The sequence below is a fragment of the Phyllobacterium brassicacearum genome, from assembly GCF_003010955.1.
Taxonomy (GTDB): domain Bacteria; phylum Pseudomonadota; class Alphaproteobacteria; order Rhizobiales; family Rhizobiaceae; genus Phyllobacterium; species Phyllobacterium brassicacearum.
On the sequence record NZ_PGGO01000007.1, the window covers coordinates 38,933 to 55,558 of the forward strand.

General features: G+C 56.8%; 15 protein-coding genes. 6 read left to right on the forward strand and 9 right to left on the reverse strand.

The window, feature by feature from the left end; translation table 11 throughout:
• Position 1 precedes the first annotated feature (1 nt).
• The 5 genes from CU102_RS10745 to CU102_RS10765 all read left to right on the forward strand — a co-directional run bounded on the left by CU102_RS10745 (position 2) and on the right by CU102_RS10765 (position 7,940).
• Positions 2 to 2,866 carry a glycosyltransferase gene (locus CU102_RS10745; RefSeq protein ID WP_106711099.1) on the forward strand — a complete coding sequence of 955 codons (2,865 nt, stop codon included), beginning with the start codon at positions 2 to 4 and terminating at the stop codon, positions 2,864 to 2,866.
• A gap of 2 nt (positions 2,867 to 2,868) precedes the next feature.
• A complete protein-coding gene (locus CU102_RS10750) occupies positions 2,869 to 4,218 on the forward strand; it encodes a polysaccharide pyruvyl transferase family protein (protein WP_106711100.1) in 1,350 nt (449 codons plus the stop codon).
• Complete coding sequence (locus CU102_RS10755) at positions 4,215 to 5,054, forward strand: glycoside hydrolase family 16 protein (RefSeq protein WP_106711101.1); 840 nt, start codon at positions 4,215 to 4,217, stop codon at positions 5,052 to 5,054. Before CU102_RS10750 ends, CU102_RS10755 begins: the two co-directional genes overlap by 4 nt.
• A complete protein-coding gene (locus tag CU102_RS10760) occupies positions 5,051 to 6,820 on the forward strand; it encodes a CDC27 family protein (protein WP_166648373.1) in 1,770 nt (589 codons plus the stop codon). Before CU102_RS10755 ends, CU102_RS10760 begins: the two co-directional genes overlap by 4 nt.
• Before the next feature lie 121 nt (positions 6,821 to 6,941).
• Positions 6,942 to 7,940, forward strand: a complete 999-nt coding sequence (locus tag CU102_RS10765) for a LacI family DNA-binding transcriptional regulator (protein ID WP_106711103.1) — start codon at positions 6,942 to 6,944, stop codon at positions 7,938 to 7,940.
• Between the two features lie 39 nt (positions 7,941 to 7,979).
• On the opposite strand, the gene CU102_RS10770 is transcribed toward CU102_RS10765, so the two are convergent.
• The 8 genes from CU102_RS10770 to CU102_RS10805 all read right to left on the reverse strand — a co-directional run bounded on the left by CU102_RS10770 (position 7,980) and on the right by CU102_RS10805 (position 14,774).
• Positions 7,980 to 8,777 carry a transporter substrate-binding domain-containing protein gene (locus CU102_RS10770; protein ID WP_106711104.1) on the reverse strand — a complete coding sequence of 266 codons (798 nt, stop codon included), beginning with the start codon at positions 8,775 to 8,777 and terminating at the stop codon, positions 7,980 to 7,982.
• 10 nt (positions 8,778 to 8,787) lie between these two features.
• Positions 8,788 to 9,723: an isoaspartyl peptidase/L-asparaginase gene (locus CU102_RS10775; protein ID WP_106711105.1), complete on the reverse strand. Its 936-nt coding sequence runs from the start codon at positions 9,721 to 9,723 to the stop codon at positions 8,788 to 8,790.
• A 2-nt stretch (positions 9,724 to 9,725) separates the two neighbouring features.
• A complete protein-coding gene (locus CU102_RS10780) occupies positions 9,726 to 10,460 on the reverse strand; it encodes an amino acid ABC transporter ATP-binding protein (protein ID WP_106711106.1) in 735 nt (244 codons plus the stop codon).
• 1 nt (position 10,461) lies between these two features.
• Complete coding sequence (locus CU102_RS10785) at positions 10,462 to 11,133, reverse strand: amino acid ABC transporter permease (protein ID WP_106711107.1); 672 nt, start codon at positions 11,131 to 11,133, stop codon at positions 10,462 to 10,464.
• Entirely contained in the window at positions 11,133 to 11,804 is a 672-nt protein-coding gene (locus tag CU102_RS10790; protein WP_106711304.1) for an amino acid ABC transporter permease, read from the reverse strand. Before CU102_RS10790 ends, CU102_RS10785 begins: the two co-directional genes overlap by 1 nt.
• Positions 11,805 to 11,923: 119 nt before the next feature.
• A complete protein-coding gene (pcaF, locus tag CU102_RS10795) occupies positions 11,924 to 13,129 on the reverse strand; it encodes a 3-oxoadipyl-CoA thiolase (RefSeq protein ID WP_106711108.1) in 1,206 nt (401 codons plus the stop codon).
• Positions 13,129 to 13,902: a CoA-transferase subunit beta gene (locus tag CU102_RS10800; RefSeq protein WP_106711109.1), complete on the reverse strand. Its 774-nt coding sequence runs from the start codon at positions 13,900 to 13,902 to the stop codon at positions 13,129 to 13,131. The genes pcaF and CU102_RS10800 overlap by 1 nt, the downstream gene beginning before the upstream one ends.
• Before the next feature lie 11 nt (positions 13,903 to 13,913).
• Positions 13,914 to 14,774, reverse strand: a complete 861-nt coding sequence (locus tag CU102_RS10805; protein ID WP_106711110.1) for a CoA transferase subunit A — start codon at positions 14,772 to 14,774, stop codon at positions 13,914 to 13,916.
• Positions 14,775 to 14,906: 132 nt separating this feature from the next.
• On the opposite strand from CU102_RS10805, the gene CU102_RS10810 reads away from it, so the two are divergent.
• Positions 14,907 to 15,662: an IclR family transcriptional regulator gene (locus CU102_RS10810; protein ID WP_106711111.1), complete on the forward strand. Its 756-nt coding sequence runs from the start codon at positions 14,907 to 14,909 to the stop codon at positions 15,660 to 15,662.
• Positions 15,663 to 15,671: 9 nt separating this feature from the next.
• On the opposite strand, the gene CU102_RS10815 is transcribed toward CU102_RS10810, so the two are convergent.
• On the reverse strand, positions 15,672 to 16,565 hold the full coding sequence (locus CU102_RS10815) for a helix-turn-helix domain-containing protein (RefSeq protein WP_106711112.1): 894 nt from the start codon (positions 16,563 to 16,565) through the stop codon (positions 15,672 to 15,674).
• Between the last annotated feature and the right edge of the window lie 61 nt (positions 16,566 to 16,626).

Below are 16,626 nucleotides of genomic sequence, written 5' to 3' on the forward strand. Positions count from 1 at the left end.
CATGCTGGACCAAGTCAAACATCTCGAACAGGTCGCGCCGCCGCCGTCTGAGGATGACGTTGAACGTTCGGTTTCTCCGAAGGTTGCAGTGCTCATTCCGGCCTACAAGCATTCAGTGCTGCTCGCTGAGGCCATTGAATCCGCGTTGGCTCAGGAGGCGCCTTTCGATATTGCCGTTGTCATTGTTGATGACGGGTGCCCGTTTCCGGAAACAGGCGAAGTCGGGCGAACCTACGCGCTAGCCCATCAAAGCGTTTTCTATCTGCGCAAGGCCAATGGCGGATTGAGTTCGGCGCGCAACTACGGGATCGATTTCGCCTTGCGCAATTTCCCGGATCTTGAGGCCGTCTATTTCCTGGATGCGGACAACCGCATCACATCGACGGCAATCCGCGACATTCTCGAGTTCATGAAATCGGACGACAAAGTCGACTGGATCTACCCGAACATCGACAAGTTCGGCATCGAATGGAACGGGAACTATACAACGCAATATTCGCGTCTCTTGCACCTGACCTTCGATAATATTTGTGAGGCGGGTAGCCTGGTATCGCGACGTATGCTTGATGCGGGTATTCGCTTCGACGAGAGCATGAAGTCGGGATTTGAAGACTGGGAATTTTGGCTCCAGGCGATCGGACGCGGCTTCCTGGGTGCAAATTATCCGTTCTTCGGGTTCGAGTATCGCCAACGTGCCGAGAGCATGCTTCGGGATTCAAACCGGACCCGTGAAGGCATTCTGACCTATATCCGCCAGAAGCATAAGAAGCTTTTCGCTACCGAAACCCTGCTCGATTGGGAGCACCAGGAAGCCCCCCGATACGCCGCAATAGGCATGGGCACTTATGCTGTTGATTTGTTTACTGATCCTACTGTCGAGCACGCCAAATGCAGCCTGGAGGATTTCGTAACGCGCTTTTGGGCAGCCAAGGCGGAACCGGAAACCTTTGGCGTCCCACCCTTCCTGCTATGGATGACGGCAGCTCACCGCGATGCCTTGACGCGGCTGGGTCTGATCCACAATCTGCTCTGGCTTGGCGAGAAGTTTGCTCAGAAGCATCATTTTGTGGCCATTCGTTTTGAGCGGAGCAATTCAAAGATCGGGCTCGATATCCGCAAGATCAGCGAAGCGGAACCGCTCGCCGACAAACCGTTTGGCTGGATGTGTACGTCCGATATCTTTTCGACCTGCGCCGATGACGCGTCCGACGATTGGGCACGCTCGCTGCACAAGCCGGTACCCTCTCCCGATGTGGTAGAGATCGTCGTCAGCGGACCCTTCACTGCACGGGAGATGCAGAGTACCGCTCTGTCACCGACGAATGCGCTTCTCGCTACGCTGGGTGCATTGCGTGATTCCGGATATCGGTCGCAATCCAGGAATCGATGGATCTGGCGGTCGGTTTATTTTCCAAATCGCAGCCGGTATTTCGAATTGCTGCGGCATGCTGTCGGAGCAAAGCCCGTCATGCCGCGGCTGCCACAAACATCGAACCCACTCCGGGTCGGCTTCCTCCTCCCGATCGCGAGCTTCGGTGGTGTTGAAAAAGTCGCCTACGCAGTGGCTCATGCGCTCAAGAATGCAGGCTGCGAAGTACACCTCTTTCTGCTCGGAAAACCGGTTTATAACCGGGTTCCTGAGAATGACGGGGTGTTCAAGACGATTAATTTCCTCGCGGACGACTATCCCCTTTGGGGCGGCCCGCACCAGTTTGCTGGTCATGACCTGATGATGGGCCATGATGAGGCTGCAAGAGCTGAGCAGATCATGGGCTTCCTTGCCGGGCTCGATGTTGTGATCAACAATCATGTCGCGCCGGTGAACGCCGTACTCGGAGATCTGCGCCGCCGCGGCATCAAGGTACTGAACTACGTCCATGTGCTCGACAAGTCGAAAATGGGACGAGATGCCGGACATCCCTATCTGTCGCTCGCCTTCGAGCATGTTTATGACACCATCCTGACCTGTTCCAACGATATGGCGGAATGGCTGCACGCAATGGGTGTGCCATCCGCCAAGCTCATGCATATCCAGAACGCCGCCAGCTATGTGTTGGCCCCGAAGGAACGGGATGCTCTGCTGGCCGCCCGGCGCAGCAAACCCCAAAAGGATAAGCTTAACGTCCTCTTCCTGGGCCGTCTCGACGCGCAGAAAGGTATCGAACGTCTGTACGCTACCGTTCGCGATTTGCAGCAACGTTTTGTGCCGATCGAGTGGAAGATCATTGGCAGCGACGTCATGGATTCGGGAGCTGGCGGATCGTGGAAGGAACGATTTGCCGAAATCGACGTACATGTGGATGCGCCGGTGTACTCCAGCCGCCATTTGAACAAAGCTTTTGCCTGGGCCGATGTGGTGGTGCTGCCATCGCGTTGGGAAGGTGCGCCATTGACCATCATCGAAGCGCAACGGCTCGGCTGTGTGCCGGTCGCAACAGCCGTCGGCGCGGTTGGCGAACTCATCGAACATGGTGTCGACGGGCTCTTGATCGAATCGACTGACGACAATGTCATCATCAGCGAAATGACCGAGATGATCGCGGCATTGGCCGAAGATCCGGCTGCACTTGGCCGCCTGTCGGAAGCCGCGGCAGAACGCGGCGCGTCACTCGCTTGGGATCGAAGCGTCGAGCCGCTGGTACAGCAGTTGATGGCGTGGTTCCCAGACCGTCTTGCCACGCGCTCCCAAGCCCCGGGCTTGAAGCTCGTGGAACAAACAGCCTCCCCAACTTCGCCGGACCGGCCACCCGCAATCGAGCGTCTGTTGCGCGAGCCGGGACCGAGGGAGCGCGACGATATTTCCGAAATAAGGCCGCTGCAGATAGCCGCTGCCGGATCAGTCAACATGAATAATTTGAGGGACTAGCGATGAAAAAACTTTTTGTTCTTAATGGTGGTGCTGCCGTAAAGCCTGGCAACAAATCCGCCTATTTGAAGTTTGAGGATCCGCTCGCGGCCTTCAACAAGGGTGGCATCAATACAGGCGACGTTCTCGTCTATGATGCCACGCTCAAGGCGCTTGCCTACGACGACATCCGCAACGTGCAGTTCTCGCATGCGGCTAATGAGAAGCTCTGGCCCCAGGATGGGACCTATGATGCGACCGTCGTTCGCGGGTCGAATTATCTGACGGAAACCGTCGATTTGGCCCACGTAGTGCCTTTGCTCAAGAAATTGAAAGGTCCGGTCGTTGCGATCGGTGTTGGCGCGCAGGCCGGCAAGTACAAGAAACTCAATGTTCCTAAAGGAACGGTAGAGGCCTGGAAAATCATCGCGGACAAGTGCGAGACAATTGGCGTGCGTGGTTTCTACAGCGCGGAAATTTTCAATGACCTCGGCATCAAAAATGTGCGGGTCATCGGTTGCCCGAGCTTTTACCGTTCGCTGCGTCCTTCGATCACCATCAAGTCAATCGACCCGGCGCAGGCTCGTATCGGCCTTACACTCAATAAATATCTTTCCGCCGATTACGCCAGCAATGCGACGAAGACCAATCGCATGCAGCGTGCATTGATCGACGCGGTGGCCAAGCGCCCTTCAAGCAAGCTCTATTCGCAGGGTGAGCGCGAGGAGACACTCGCAATCTTCTCCACGGGCAAGGAGAAGCAGGACAACATCAAGGCGATCCTGACCAAGTTCAATCTGCTTGGCCACACCGAGGCCGAGGAGATGCTCAACAACCGTATGAGCGCCTTCTTCGATATCGAGGAGTGGGCGGCTGATGCGGCGGCCAATGTGGATGTGATGGTCGGCTTCCGGCTGCATGGCAACGTCATCGCCCTGCATCAGGGAATCCCGGCAATTTTCTTCACCTATGATTCTCGTATTCGGGAACTGGCGTCGCTCTTCGCCATCCCGTCGATTGAGATCGAGGATTATCTGCCGATCAATCTTGAGAAGTTGCTCGAGCGTGCCGATTTCTCGAAAGTTCAGCACATCTACAGGGCCAATTTCGCCGAGTACCATCGCTTCCTGACGGAAAACAAGCTCAATCACGTATTGCCCAAGCCTGTTGCCGCACCGGCAGACAAGCCTCTTTCCACGCCCAATCTGGTCCAGGTACCGCACAACATCCACGAAGCCGTGGCCTGGTTCCGTAGCGAGATCGATTTCATGACCGGAGAAGTTGAGACGCTGCGTAATCGTGCATGGAACCTTGAAACCACATTGCGCGGCCTGAACACCAAGCAGGAGGCCCCGGCAAAGGTCGCCGTATGACACAGCCCTTGCGATTCAGTCGGCGTTCATTTCTGGGACTTGCCGGTTTCGGAATAGCGTCGGCTGGGTTGCTCGCGCGGCCAGGTCTTGCACGCGCACTTTGCTCGGATCTCCCCGCGCCTCTCAAGGGCGCGGATGGTAAATGGCAATTGTCGTTTAACGATGATTTCACCGACAATGCGGGTTTTGATCAGCGCTGGCTGAGGGTGAATGACAGCGGCGGAGAGACCAAGTCTGTCCGCCTGCCGGGAAACGTTGCTATATCGGGTGGAGGCCTGTCACTCAAGCTCGGGCGTAATACGCGCGATACTAACGGAAAGCGGCCATTTACGGGTGGCTATGTCCGGACGCGGGATTTTCGGCAGTGCTATGGATATTTCGAATGTGAGATGCAGATCGCTAACGAACCGGGTGTTAACAACGCTTTCTGGCTGACGTCCGCTCGCGAGACAGAAGGCGACACACGTTTTGAACTTGATGTGATCGAAGCAAAGTACCCGAATGTCGTTCAGGTCACGGCCCGGCGCTGGCTCCCTGACCGGGAGGTTTTCTCGAAGACTTATCGACCGCGGCGGACACGTCTGGCCGATGCGTACCATCGCTATGGCATGCTGTGGAGCCAAGATCAGTTCCAATTCTTCTTCGATGACAAGAAAATTTACGAAGTTGCGAACACGTTCGCTCACACACCAGCTCAGTTGCTTTTTAGCAATGCGGTAGCTTCTTTCGCGGGGAAAGATGATGGAGATGTGAATGGGGCGGCAACCTCCATTCGCAACATTCGTGTCTTTCAAAATACGGAATGGCAAAACGTGCCAATTTGGAGGTGTTCATGAACGATGAATTCGTTTCGACATCACGCGCTGACAAAAGCAAAAAATATCTGCTTGGCAAGAATGGATGGATATTCCTGGATCATGACTCTAACCGGGTTATCGACCAGATCACGGGCCGCCATGTCCTGGATTCGCGGGGCATTGAATCCTGGCGTAGTCTGATCGCCGAACGCGATGCATATGTGGCCTCTACCGGAGCGCAGCATTTGATGTTCGTCGCCCCCAACAAGGAACTTGTCTATTCCGAACAGCTTCCAGACTGGGTGGAGATTGCTGAGCAACGCCCCATCCATCAGATCATGGCTGCACTTGGCCCCTCACGCGCAAGCAAGGTCATCTATCCTCTCGATGAAATTCGGGCGGGGAAGGCCCATGGCCTGACCTATCCGAAAACCGATACCCATTGGAGCGGCTTTGGCGCGTACATCGGATACCTGGCTTTCTGCAACGCCTTGTCGGACTGCGGAATCGAGCCATTGCGAGTCGAGGGCTCACGCCTGAGCTTCGAAGAGGTTCCTTATGTCGGCGATCTCGGCATCAAGTTTGAACCGCCGGTATCGGCTCCCACGCTATCGGCCCGGATCGAACATGCAGCTGGTAAACTTGACTTCGATAATCGCATACCAAACCGGGGAAGGATCAGGGTTTTTGTCAATAAGGATGCAACCCTGCCGCGCTGTGTCATGTTCGGTGATTCATTTGGTGGCAACCTGCTGCCCTTCCTGAAAGAAAGCTTCAGCACGCTGGTCTATGTCTATGGCAAAACGTTCGATCGGGAATTGATCGAGGCATACCGGCCGGACGTCGTGCTCTCGGAGTTCGTCGAACGGTTCCTGATCGACCCGCCAGTGGATACGCCGACATTCAGCTATGCGTCGGTGGTTCGCACCAAGTTGAAGCTCCTGTCGAAGGACGATCTGGCGCATGTGAAATCTCAAACCGGATCGGTCGATCTTGACTTATTCCCCGTGCGCCCGGTTTATGATGCGATATTGTCGGCGCATGAGGGCAAGTCAATCCGCCCTGCCCTCATCGCCGATCTGAAAAAGCATCATCCCAACAACCCCGAAGCGCACCATATGATTTCAGTGGAGCTTGCTCGGCTGGGTGAGCGGCTCGACGAGGCACGGCTCTTTGCCGAACGCGCTGTCAAGGCAGAACCTTGGAATGCCCGTGCACGACACCAGCTCGCCTTGACTTTGATGCGGCTGGAACGGGCTGATAAGGCCGAGGTTGAATTGCGCAAAGCGATTGAACTCGATGCCGGCGTCGATTGGTGGAATTATCAGTTGGCACAGGTGCTGTACCGACAGCAGAAATATGCGCCTTGCATCGATTGCATAAAAGAATATCTCGACCGCCGCCCGGATTCCTCAGACGCGTGGCAATTGCTCGGCCGTTGCTATGAGGCGTTGAACGATACCGAGGAAGCCGCCGAGGCTTTCGTGCATGCGGCCGATGCCAAACCTGATTGGACATGGCCGCTTCTGAAGCTTGCCAACCTTCGTGTGCATAGCAAGACCAACCCGGAACAGGGATTGGTGGCGACGGACCGGCTTCTCGAAACTCTTTTCCACGCGCGGCAGAGAGCGGAGGTCTACATTCTGCGGTCTCAGCTGCACGAGATTAATGGGTCGCGCGAGAAGGCGATCGAAGCCGCTCTCAGAAGTACCGAACTTGCGCCAGACTGGGAATGGGCGAGCAAGACGCTTGCGCGCTTGCGTGCCCAGGAAACCCGCCAGACTTCCGGGGTAAAGCCGGAATAGCAATTGCTCATACTTTATCGTTGAACGTAGTGTGGCGAAGCAGGTAAGCATGGGGCTGGTCGCCCCATGCCCGTGCGCGCTCGGCTCGGAAAGCATGTAACGTCGACCGTTGAAGGACGACATGATGGCACCGCGCAAGAGCGATGATCAGCCCACGATAGCCGATGTAGCCGAGCTTGCAGGCGTTTCCCGGGCGATAGCGTCACGCGCGCTTTCGAGCGAGCCAAGACCCGTCTCTGCAGACAAACGTGAACGCGTCCTGCAGGCTGCACACCAACTGGGCTACAAACCCAACCTTCTGGCGCGAAGCCTCACGACCAAGACAGTTAATCTGGTTGCTGTGGTCGTCAACCATATTCATGATCTATCCGATCTCGATCTTTTCGATCTCTTGATCAGCGAAATCCAGTCGATCGGCAAGCAGGTTATCTTCGTGCGCGTCGGATCTGCCGAGAGAATAGAAGAATTCCTGCGCAATGGCATCGCCTACCATGTCGATGCCGCCCTGGTGTTTTCCGATTTTGCCGACGCGGCAACAGTGCGCAAGATGTTTCGCAACGACCGGGTATTGATGTTGAATGGCATGCGCGACGAAGGTGCTCCCGCGATCATTCCAGACGAACTGACCGGGATCGCGGCGGCAGTTGCCGACGCCGCAGGAAAGGACGTGCGAACAGCGATGCTTGTAACAGGACGATCGGCCTCGCCTGTCGAGCAAGCCCGGATCGGGCATTATAAATCAGAGATACGGCGTCACGGGATCGAATTGGTGGCGGAGTTGCGAGGGGATTACTCCTATCAAAGCGGGCGAGCGCTCGCTGCATCTCCGGCATGGCAGAAGGCAGACGCGGTGTTTTGTACGTCAGACGCAATGGCAATGGGTGTGCTTGATGTTCACAGGGATGCGTTTTCTGAAAACAGGGCGAGAGAGTTTCGGCTCTACGGTTTCGACGATGTCACACTGGCGGAATATGAGGCCTACCCGATTTCCTCGATCGGCTATGACAAGACGGTCTATATCAAAGAAATTTTGGGGTTCCTTACGGCGCCAGACCGTTTCCAGTCAGGCGGCATATTGGTCCAAGTCCCGACGTATTTCGTCGCCCGGTCGAGTTCCTGATAAAAGGCCGGGGGCCGCATGGCCCCGGCCTTTTCCATCTTACCAGAGAGGCGTAAGTGCCGGCGGATTGGACTTTTCGCCCCACCACTTCTTGTAGTTGGCCTCATAGGCGCCGGACTGGATGTAATCTGAAACGAACATGTCGAGCCAGCGAACCAATTCCGGGTCCCCCTTGGCAACAGCAATGCCAATCGGATCATTCGAATAGAGCCCCGACAGGGTTACGAGATTATCATTCTTGGTGGCGAGATAATCAAGGAGCGAGGAATCCTCGATAGCTGCATCTGCCCGTTTTTGTTGTAGCAACAACACGCCGTCGGGGGAAAAGGTATCGGTATACACCAGCTCGGCATCCGGCACGGTTTTCTTGATGAAGCTCTCTCCAGTTGTTCCACGACCGACAACGACTTTCTTGCCTGCAAGGTCCTTAAGATCTGCGATGCCGGCATCCTTTTGCACGATGACGCGCAAGCCAGCACGATTGTAGGGAATCGAGAAATCCACTGTCTTGGCGCGTTCGAGCGTCGCCGATGTGTTGGCGACCACGATGTCGAGCTGGCCGGACACGAGCATCGAGATGCGGGCATCACCGGACACATCGGTGAACTCTACCGGAACGCCGAGTTTCTGTGCCAGCTGTGTGGCGACATCCACATCGTAGCCGACAGGATTGTTCTTGTCGTCGCGGAACCCGATCGGTTCCCCGCCCAGTGATACACCGATACGCACCGTGCCGCGATCGCGAATCTCTTCGATCTTTCCGGCATGGGCGCTGCTTGCGAATGTCATGGCAGCCGTCAGCGCAAGGGCGGCCAATTTGATCATCATCGTTTTCATAAACTTCCCCTTATGTTGTGAGCAGTGGATCATACTTCCGGGCAATCCGCTTTTGCGGATTGGCCATTCCTGGTTCCCAGATCCAGTACTTGATGTCTTCAGGGCACTGGAAACTTGCAACCTCGTGATTGCCCGCGGCATCAATCGCGTGAATGACGACGCCGGCGAGAAACCCCGTTTTCAGCTCGGCAAGATCTTCGATGGCCATATCGACCGCCGCCCGAAGCGTATGGCCAAAGCGCACAGCGAGGACGATGCTTCGTGCCGTTCCGCAACGCATCGTCATTTCGCCGGTATGGGTGCAGGCGGCAGCGCCGTAGCGGCTGTCCGCATAAAAGCCGGCACCGGGAATGGGCGAATCGCCAAGCCTGCCGGGGTACTTCCACGCCCAGCCAGAAGTGGACGTAACAGCATGGATGCCACTGGCTGAATCCTGTGCGAGGAACACGGTTGTGTCGCGAACCCGTTCAGGATCCGTGATGGTCCGGCTCAATGGAGCTAGCGGAATATCGGGAAAAGCCGAAAGCTCGGCCGCCGACAGCTCTTTCTGTAGTCGCTTCCACCAGACCTTCCGGCTGTCTTCGTACAAGGTGTCATCGACCGAAAAACCGATCTCCGTGGCAAATCGGCGGGCGCCCTCGCCGGTCAGCATGACATGTGGCAGGCGCTGCATCACTTCGCGTGCGAGAGCGGCCACCGGCAGCGTATCCGGAACCGCGCCAACCGCGCCGACGTCGCGGGTCGTCCCATCCATGACACCAGCGTCGAACTCCATCTTGCCGAGCATGTTTGGCCAGCCGCCATAGCCGACACTTCGAACCTTGACCTCCCGCTCCACCTCACTGATGCCGGCGATCATGGCGTCAATGCCGTGGCTATTGTTCTTCAGCAGTTCGACCGTTTTGTCGAAGCCGGGCCAGGCTTCAGAATTTGCCAACAGGATCATGATCAGTCTTTGCGCATCTTGGAGAGGAACTGGGAAATACGCGGCCTTGCCATGCCGCCATCGGCTGCGAAGAATTCCTCCGTTGGCAAATCAACGACCAGTTGGCCCTTGTCGAGGAATACGATGCGCGAGGAAATCGTTCGCGCAAATTCAATCTCATGCGTGACGAAGACCATCGTCGTTCCATTCTTCGCCAGTTGTGCGAGAATATTAAGAACTTCCGCAGTCATCTCGGGATCAAGCGCGCTGGTGATTTCGTCGAGAAGCAGGTAGCGCGGGTTCATGGCGAGTGCCCGGCAGATCCCGACGCGCTGACGCTGTCCGCCCGAGAGTTGGGCTGGATAGGCGTCGGCTCGCGCGCCAAGCCCTACCGAGTCGAGCAGGGTTCGTGCTGCTGCCTCCGCCTCGGCGCGCGACCGCTTCAGGACCTGGATCGGCGCCAGCGTGATGTTCTGCACAGCGGTCATGTGCGGGTAGAGGTTGAATAGCTGGAAGACGGTGGCAGAACGCTTTCGTGCCTCGGCGAGGTCTTTCGGTCTTGAAACATCGAAGTCATCAATGGTGATGCTGCCGGCGTCAAGTTTTTCCAACCCGTTCATGCAGCGGATCAGCGTCGATTTTCCGGAGCCGCTTGAGCCCAGGATCGAAACCACCTCGCCGCTCTCGACATCGAGATCGATGCCGTCAAGCACGATGGCCGAACCGAAGGATTTGCGGACGCCTCGGGCGCGGATCATATCAGAGACCTTTCCATGCAGTGTGGGCGCGCAGCCGTTTTTCGAGCATTGCACCGCCAAGGGCGACGAGCTTGGCCGTCACGTAGTAGAGACCACCGACGATCGTCCAGACGATGAAGGGCTTGAGGGTTCGCAGGTTCAGGATGTTGCCGATCTTTGTCAGGTCGACTACGCCGATAACGGATATGAGCGACGTCACCTGCAGCTGGTTCACCAGAAGACCGGTCAAGGGCCCCACCGCAAAAGCCATTGCCTGGGGCGCAATGATGTGGTGCAGCACCTGCCAGCGCGACAGCCCGAACACGCGCGCCGATTCAATCTGGTCCCGGCCAATCGATTCGATGGCCGAAACGGCGATCACGTAGATGAACGCGGCCGTGTTGCCCGAGAGTGTGATCACCGCTGCTTCGACCGGTGTTACGTTGATTTTCAGAAGTGCCGGAAGGCCGAAGAAAACCAGGAAAAGCTGAACGAGAACTGGTGAGTTCTTGAGAAGCTCAGCAAGGAAGGCGATGAACGGAGTAAGCACCGGTACGCGATAGAAGCGGATCACCGCCCAGATCGTACCGATGACGAGGCCGATGAGACTTGTTGCGAGGAAGAGCGCAAGCGAAACGCCCAGACCCTGCGCTAACAGAACAAAATCATACGGCGTAAAACTGGTATATCGCATCAGGCGACCTCCGGCATACGGTCGCGGTTAAGCCTCCGATGCAAGACACCGATCGCCAGCGATACCAGATACGTCAAGCTCGCATAGGCGATCAGCAGCACCGCATATACCTCGAACGGCCGGAACGTGTCCGACGCCACGATCTTTGCCGACCCGGTCAGTTCATTCAGGGTGATTGTCGAGAGGATCGACGATGTCAGCACGAGGTTGATGAAGACCGAGCCAAGTGGCCGGATAGATGTCCTGAGCGCGATTGGCATGACGATCTTGCGAAATATGACCGGCTTTGAAAGGCCACTCACCTCGGCTGCTTCGATGATACCCGTGTCGATCGCCAGAATCCCGGAACGGATGACATCCGAGCTGAAGGCGCCGCCTGCAATCGACAGGGCAATGACGCCGGTGGTAAATGCATCCACATAAATGCCAATTTCGGGAAGGCCGTAAAAGAAGAAGAAAAGCTGGACGATGAATGGAATGTTACGGAACAGGTCCACGTAGACGAAGGCTGCGCGCGAGAGCAGCGGCGAGGAGGACGTTCTCAGCGCGGCAACGAGCAGTCCGATGATGAGGCTGCCAACAAGCGCGAGCGCGCAGGCCTCAGCCGTCAGCAAAGCCCCTTTCAGCAGAAAGGGCACATGCGGCGCTAGTATCGTCACATCAAACGGCAAGCGGGAATCCAGCAATAGTGAAACCGGTTTCACTATTGCTGGATGAGATTAGAGTGTCAAGACGACCGCACCAACATCAACGGGGGAAATTACCCATCGTCAATAATGTCTTCGAGACTTCATACCCGTTCGAGCCCGATGGCAATTCCCTGCCCCACACCAATGCACATGGTGGCAAGAGCCCGTCTTGCGCCGCGCACACCGAGTTCAAGCGCGGCAGTACCGGTAATTCGGGCGCCGCTCATGCCAAGCGGATGCCCCAGTGCGATGGCGCCGCCGTTGGGATTGACGAATTCGGCGTCTTCGGGAATGCCAAGCGCGCGTAAGGTCGCAAGGCCTTGAGACGCGAAGGCTTCGTTGAGTTCGACGATGCCGAAATCTTCAGGCGTGATGCCAAGACGTGCGCAAAGCTTTTGAGTTGCGGCAATAGGGCCGACTCCCATGACGCGCGGCGGAACACCCGCCGTTGCGCCGCCGAGAATGCGGGCGATGGGGGTCAGGTCGTGTTTCCTGGCAGCTGATTCGGACGCAATGATGAGTGCTGCGGCACCGTCATTCACACCCGATGCATTGCCCGCCGTAACGGAACCGCCTTTGCGGAAAGGTGTCGGCAGTTTGGCGAGTTGTTCGATGGTTGTCTCGGGTCGCGGATGCTCATCGCGATCGACGATGATCGGATCACCCTTGCGCTGAGAAATACGAACCGGAGTGATTTCACGGGCCAGGCGTCCGTTTCCCATTGCAGCCCCGGCCTTCTGTTGAGAACGCACGGCGAATGCATCCTGATCGGCACGCGATATATGGTAGTCCTCCGCGACATTCTCGCCGGTCTCCGGCATCGAGTCGACGCCATATTGCTCCTGCATCAGCGGATTGACGAAGCGCCAGCCGATGGTCGTGTCATGGATTTCCGCGTGGCGGGAAAACGCACTTTCCGCCTTCGGCATCACGAGAGGTGCGCGCGACATGGATTCGACGCCGCCGGCGATTGCGAGTTCGATTTCGCCAGCCTTGATTGCCCGGGCGGCGGTGATCACAGCATCCATGCCTGAGCCGCACAAGCGGTTCATTGTCGTGCCGGGTACCGTTTCCGGTAATCCTGCAAGCAGCAGCGCCATCCTTGCAACATTGCGGTTGTCTTCGCCGGCCTGGTTGGCACAGCCATAGATAACTTCGTCTATCGCTTCCCAATCAACATTCCTGTTGCGGTCCACCAGTGCTCTGAGCGGGATAGCACCAAGATCATCAGCACGGACGGAAGACAATGCTCCGCCAAAACGGCCGATTGGGGTACGGATATAGTCGCAAATATAGACTTCAGTCATCAGGCAGCCTCATGCGCTTTCTTGGTGCGGGCGTTGATGTCGCGCAACACGGAGATTTCTCTTTCCGTCGGCACCGGCGTCTCCGTCAGATTGGGTGAAAAGCGAACCGGCCAGCCGCAATTCTCCTCGATTTGCGAGCGTGAGACTCCCTTGTGGATCGACCCCACGGACAGTTCCTTTGTTACAGGATCAGGCTCGAAAACGCACATGTCGGTGATGACGCGTGTCGGCCCCTTCGTCGTCATGCCCAGTCTTTTTCGGTGGTCACCGCCCTCACCGTGTCCCATCGACGTGATAAAGTCGAGATGATCGACGAAACCACGCTTGCTAAGTGCCATCGTGATATAGATCTGTCCGCAATTGCTGGCGATTTCCGGCGCCCCACCGCCGCCCGGCAGACGAACCTTCGGCTGGTCGTACTCTCCCACGACCGTGGTGTTCAGATTGGCAAAACGATCAATCTGCGCGCCCCCGAGAAATCCGGTGGTGATGCGTCCGCCCTGCAACCAGTAACGAAACATCTCGGGCACGGAAACGGTACACAAGGCAGTGTCACAGAGTTCGCCGTCGCCAATCGAAAGCGGCAGGACATCCGGCTTGGTGCCAATCGTTCCGCTCTCGTAGATTAAGGTGATGTCCGGAGCATGGGTGAGCCGCGCGACGTTGCAAGCGGCTGAGGGTGCGCCTATGCCAACGAAGCATACGTCGTCACTGGTAAGGGCGCGGGCGGCCGCGATTGTCATCATTTCCGTGGGCGTGAATTCGCTCGACATGGCGCTTCTCCCTATGCTGCGTTGGCTGCGCGTTTGGTGACATGGCGAGCGAAATCCGCTGGCGTACCAGCGAGCACGTTTTCCTTGATCCATGCGGTAAAGCTGTCGCGGTCGCGGGCAACTTTGTCCCACGCGATATAGAACGCGTTCGAGCGCGGGTAATAGCCGTGAGCGTAGGACGGGAAAGCGCCACCCGGCACATGGACAACCGACGATATTGCCCATGTCGGCAGGATCACCGCATTGGGGGAAGGCGGATCGAGTTCGTCGACGATTTCTTCCACCGTTACGACAGAGCGTTTTGCCGCCAGAACAGCTTCCTTCTGAACACCTGCAATGCCCTCGATAAGAACGTTGCCCTTTCGATCAGCACGCTGGGCGTGAATGATGGAAACGTCGGGGCGGATAGACGGCACCGCCGCCAGCACTTCGCCGGTGAACGGGCATGTGACGGATTTGATATTGGGGTTCACCTTCGCGAGATCCGCGCCGATGTACCCTCGAAGCGTTGCGAAAGGCAGGTTGGCAGCACCGGCTTCATAGGCATTCGCCATGGCGGCATGGGAGTGCTCCTCGATCTCAAGCGGCCTGGGCCACTGATTTTCGACTGCATCACGAAACCGGTGCAGTGAGCCTACGCCAGGATTGCCGCCCCAGGAAAATTTCATGCCCCGTGCGGCGCCAACACCAATCAACTGGTCATAGATCAAGTCCGGCGTCATCCGGACAAGGAAGAGTTCCTTTCGGCCCTGGCGAATGATCTCATGCCCCGCAGCATAGGGTATCAAATGGGTGAACCCTTCCATGGCGAGCGTATCGCCATCCCGGACATTCTCTTCAATCGCTTCGGAAAGCGTACAAATGCGTGCCACGTCTCTCTCCCTGCTATTGGTAGCTTGGCTGTACGCGTAGTCCCGCGGGTATTCCGTGGTCAAATCATTTTGTGCGTTATTTGACTTTTGTTCGTATATCGCACAACGTGTACGGAAATTGGGGATTTATCAATGCGAGAAACGGACTTCATCAGCGGCTTTGCCAAGGGCCTGTCGGTCATCGAAGCGTTTGATGCCGGCAATTCCCGCCTTTCCATCACGGACGTTTCACGGATTACGGGCCTCGAGCGTGCAACGGCTCGCCGTTGCCTTCTGACGCTGTCCGAACTCGGCTATGCCGATTATGACGGGAAGTTTTTCACGCTTTCCCCGCGCATACTCCGTCTCGGCCATTCGTATCTTTCATCGACACCCCTGCCCCGCCTGGTGCAGCCATTCCTCGATCAGCTTTCTGAAAAGACAGGTGAAAGTGCTTCGGCGTCGGTGCTTGATGGCAACGAGATCGTCTACATCGCCCGTGCGTCGCACAAGCGTGTCATGTCGATCAATCTCAACCCTGGCAGCCGCCTCCCGGCCTATTGTTCTTCCATGGGGCGGGTTCTGCTGGCTGCGATGCCTGAGGATGAAGCACAACGCATTCTGGAGAACAGCAATCGGACGGCGAACACACTAACGACCAAAACGGCCATCGCAGATCTTCTGGATGAGTTGCAGCGCGTACGCGCACAGGGCTACGCGGTTATCGATCAGGAGCTGGAGATTGGCCTGTGCTCGATCGCCATTCCAGTCCGCAACATGCGCGGCACGACAGTCGCCGCCATCAATGTCGGCACGCAGGCCGTGCGGGTGACGATCGATGAGATGATCGAACGCTATCTTCCAATAATGCAGTCGACGCGCGACACGATCACCAGCCTTCTGGTTTAGATCCCGGCATCACGCGGTCAGTTTCGCGTGCTGCTCGGCACGATATTGACGGGGTGTCGATCCAGTTTGCCTGGTAAAGAAGCGCGAGAAATAGGCCGGGTCGTTAAAGCCAAGATCGTAGGCAATCTGCTTGATGTGAGTGGTCGTGAAGACCAGATCGCGCTTCGCCTGGTCTATCAGGCGGCTTGCCACCAGGGCATTGGTACTCTGCCCGGTTGCTGCCTTGACGATGCGGTTGAGATGGGTCACCGAAATCCCGAGATGACCTGCGTAAAATTCTGCAGGATGATGATCGCGCAAATGCCGGTTCACAAGCGCGTCCAATGCTTTCATACGTGCATTTATTTCGACGCCAGCGTTAAATTCTGGCTGCCCGGCCGCTGTAATACGAGCGGCCATCAGCATCGCTGTTCGCAAATGAACTTCTACCAGATCGGCATGGAACAGACCGCCTTGCATGAGCTCCTGACAGAGCTTTTCAAGGGTTTGCGCAAGGAAGCCCCGGTCGCCTTCAGTCTGATGAAGCAGAACCAGGTGTGGCGTCGAGAACCATTTGCCGATTTCCGCATCAACAAAGCTGCGCCCCAGCGCACCAAAGCGTGAAGCGGCCATGGTGATGACCACACCGTCCATGTCTTTCGAGAATCTGAACCCGTGTGCGTATTTCGCGGGGATGGCGATCATGACAGGTGGCAGAATCGCATGTACTTCGCCGTTGAACACAGCGTCTCCGGTTCCTCCCCGGAGGTACAGAATTTGCAAGAATGCATCATGCTTGTGAGGTTTGATCTCCCAATTGTGCAATTGACTACGTGAGGCGATCGTCTCCCAGTGCAGCCAGAAGTCCGGACGCTGTGCATTGCTCTCGCCGTAGAGACCATAGGTCGGAGCAGATCTGCGCATCTTTATCTCCCAAAAGCTATGTTCGGATTATCCTATTTTTTGCCCGGATAATCCATTGCGG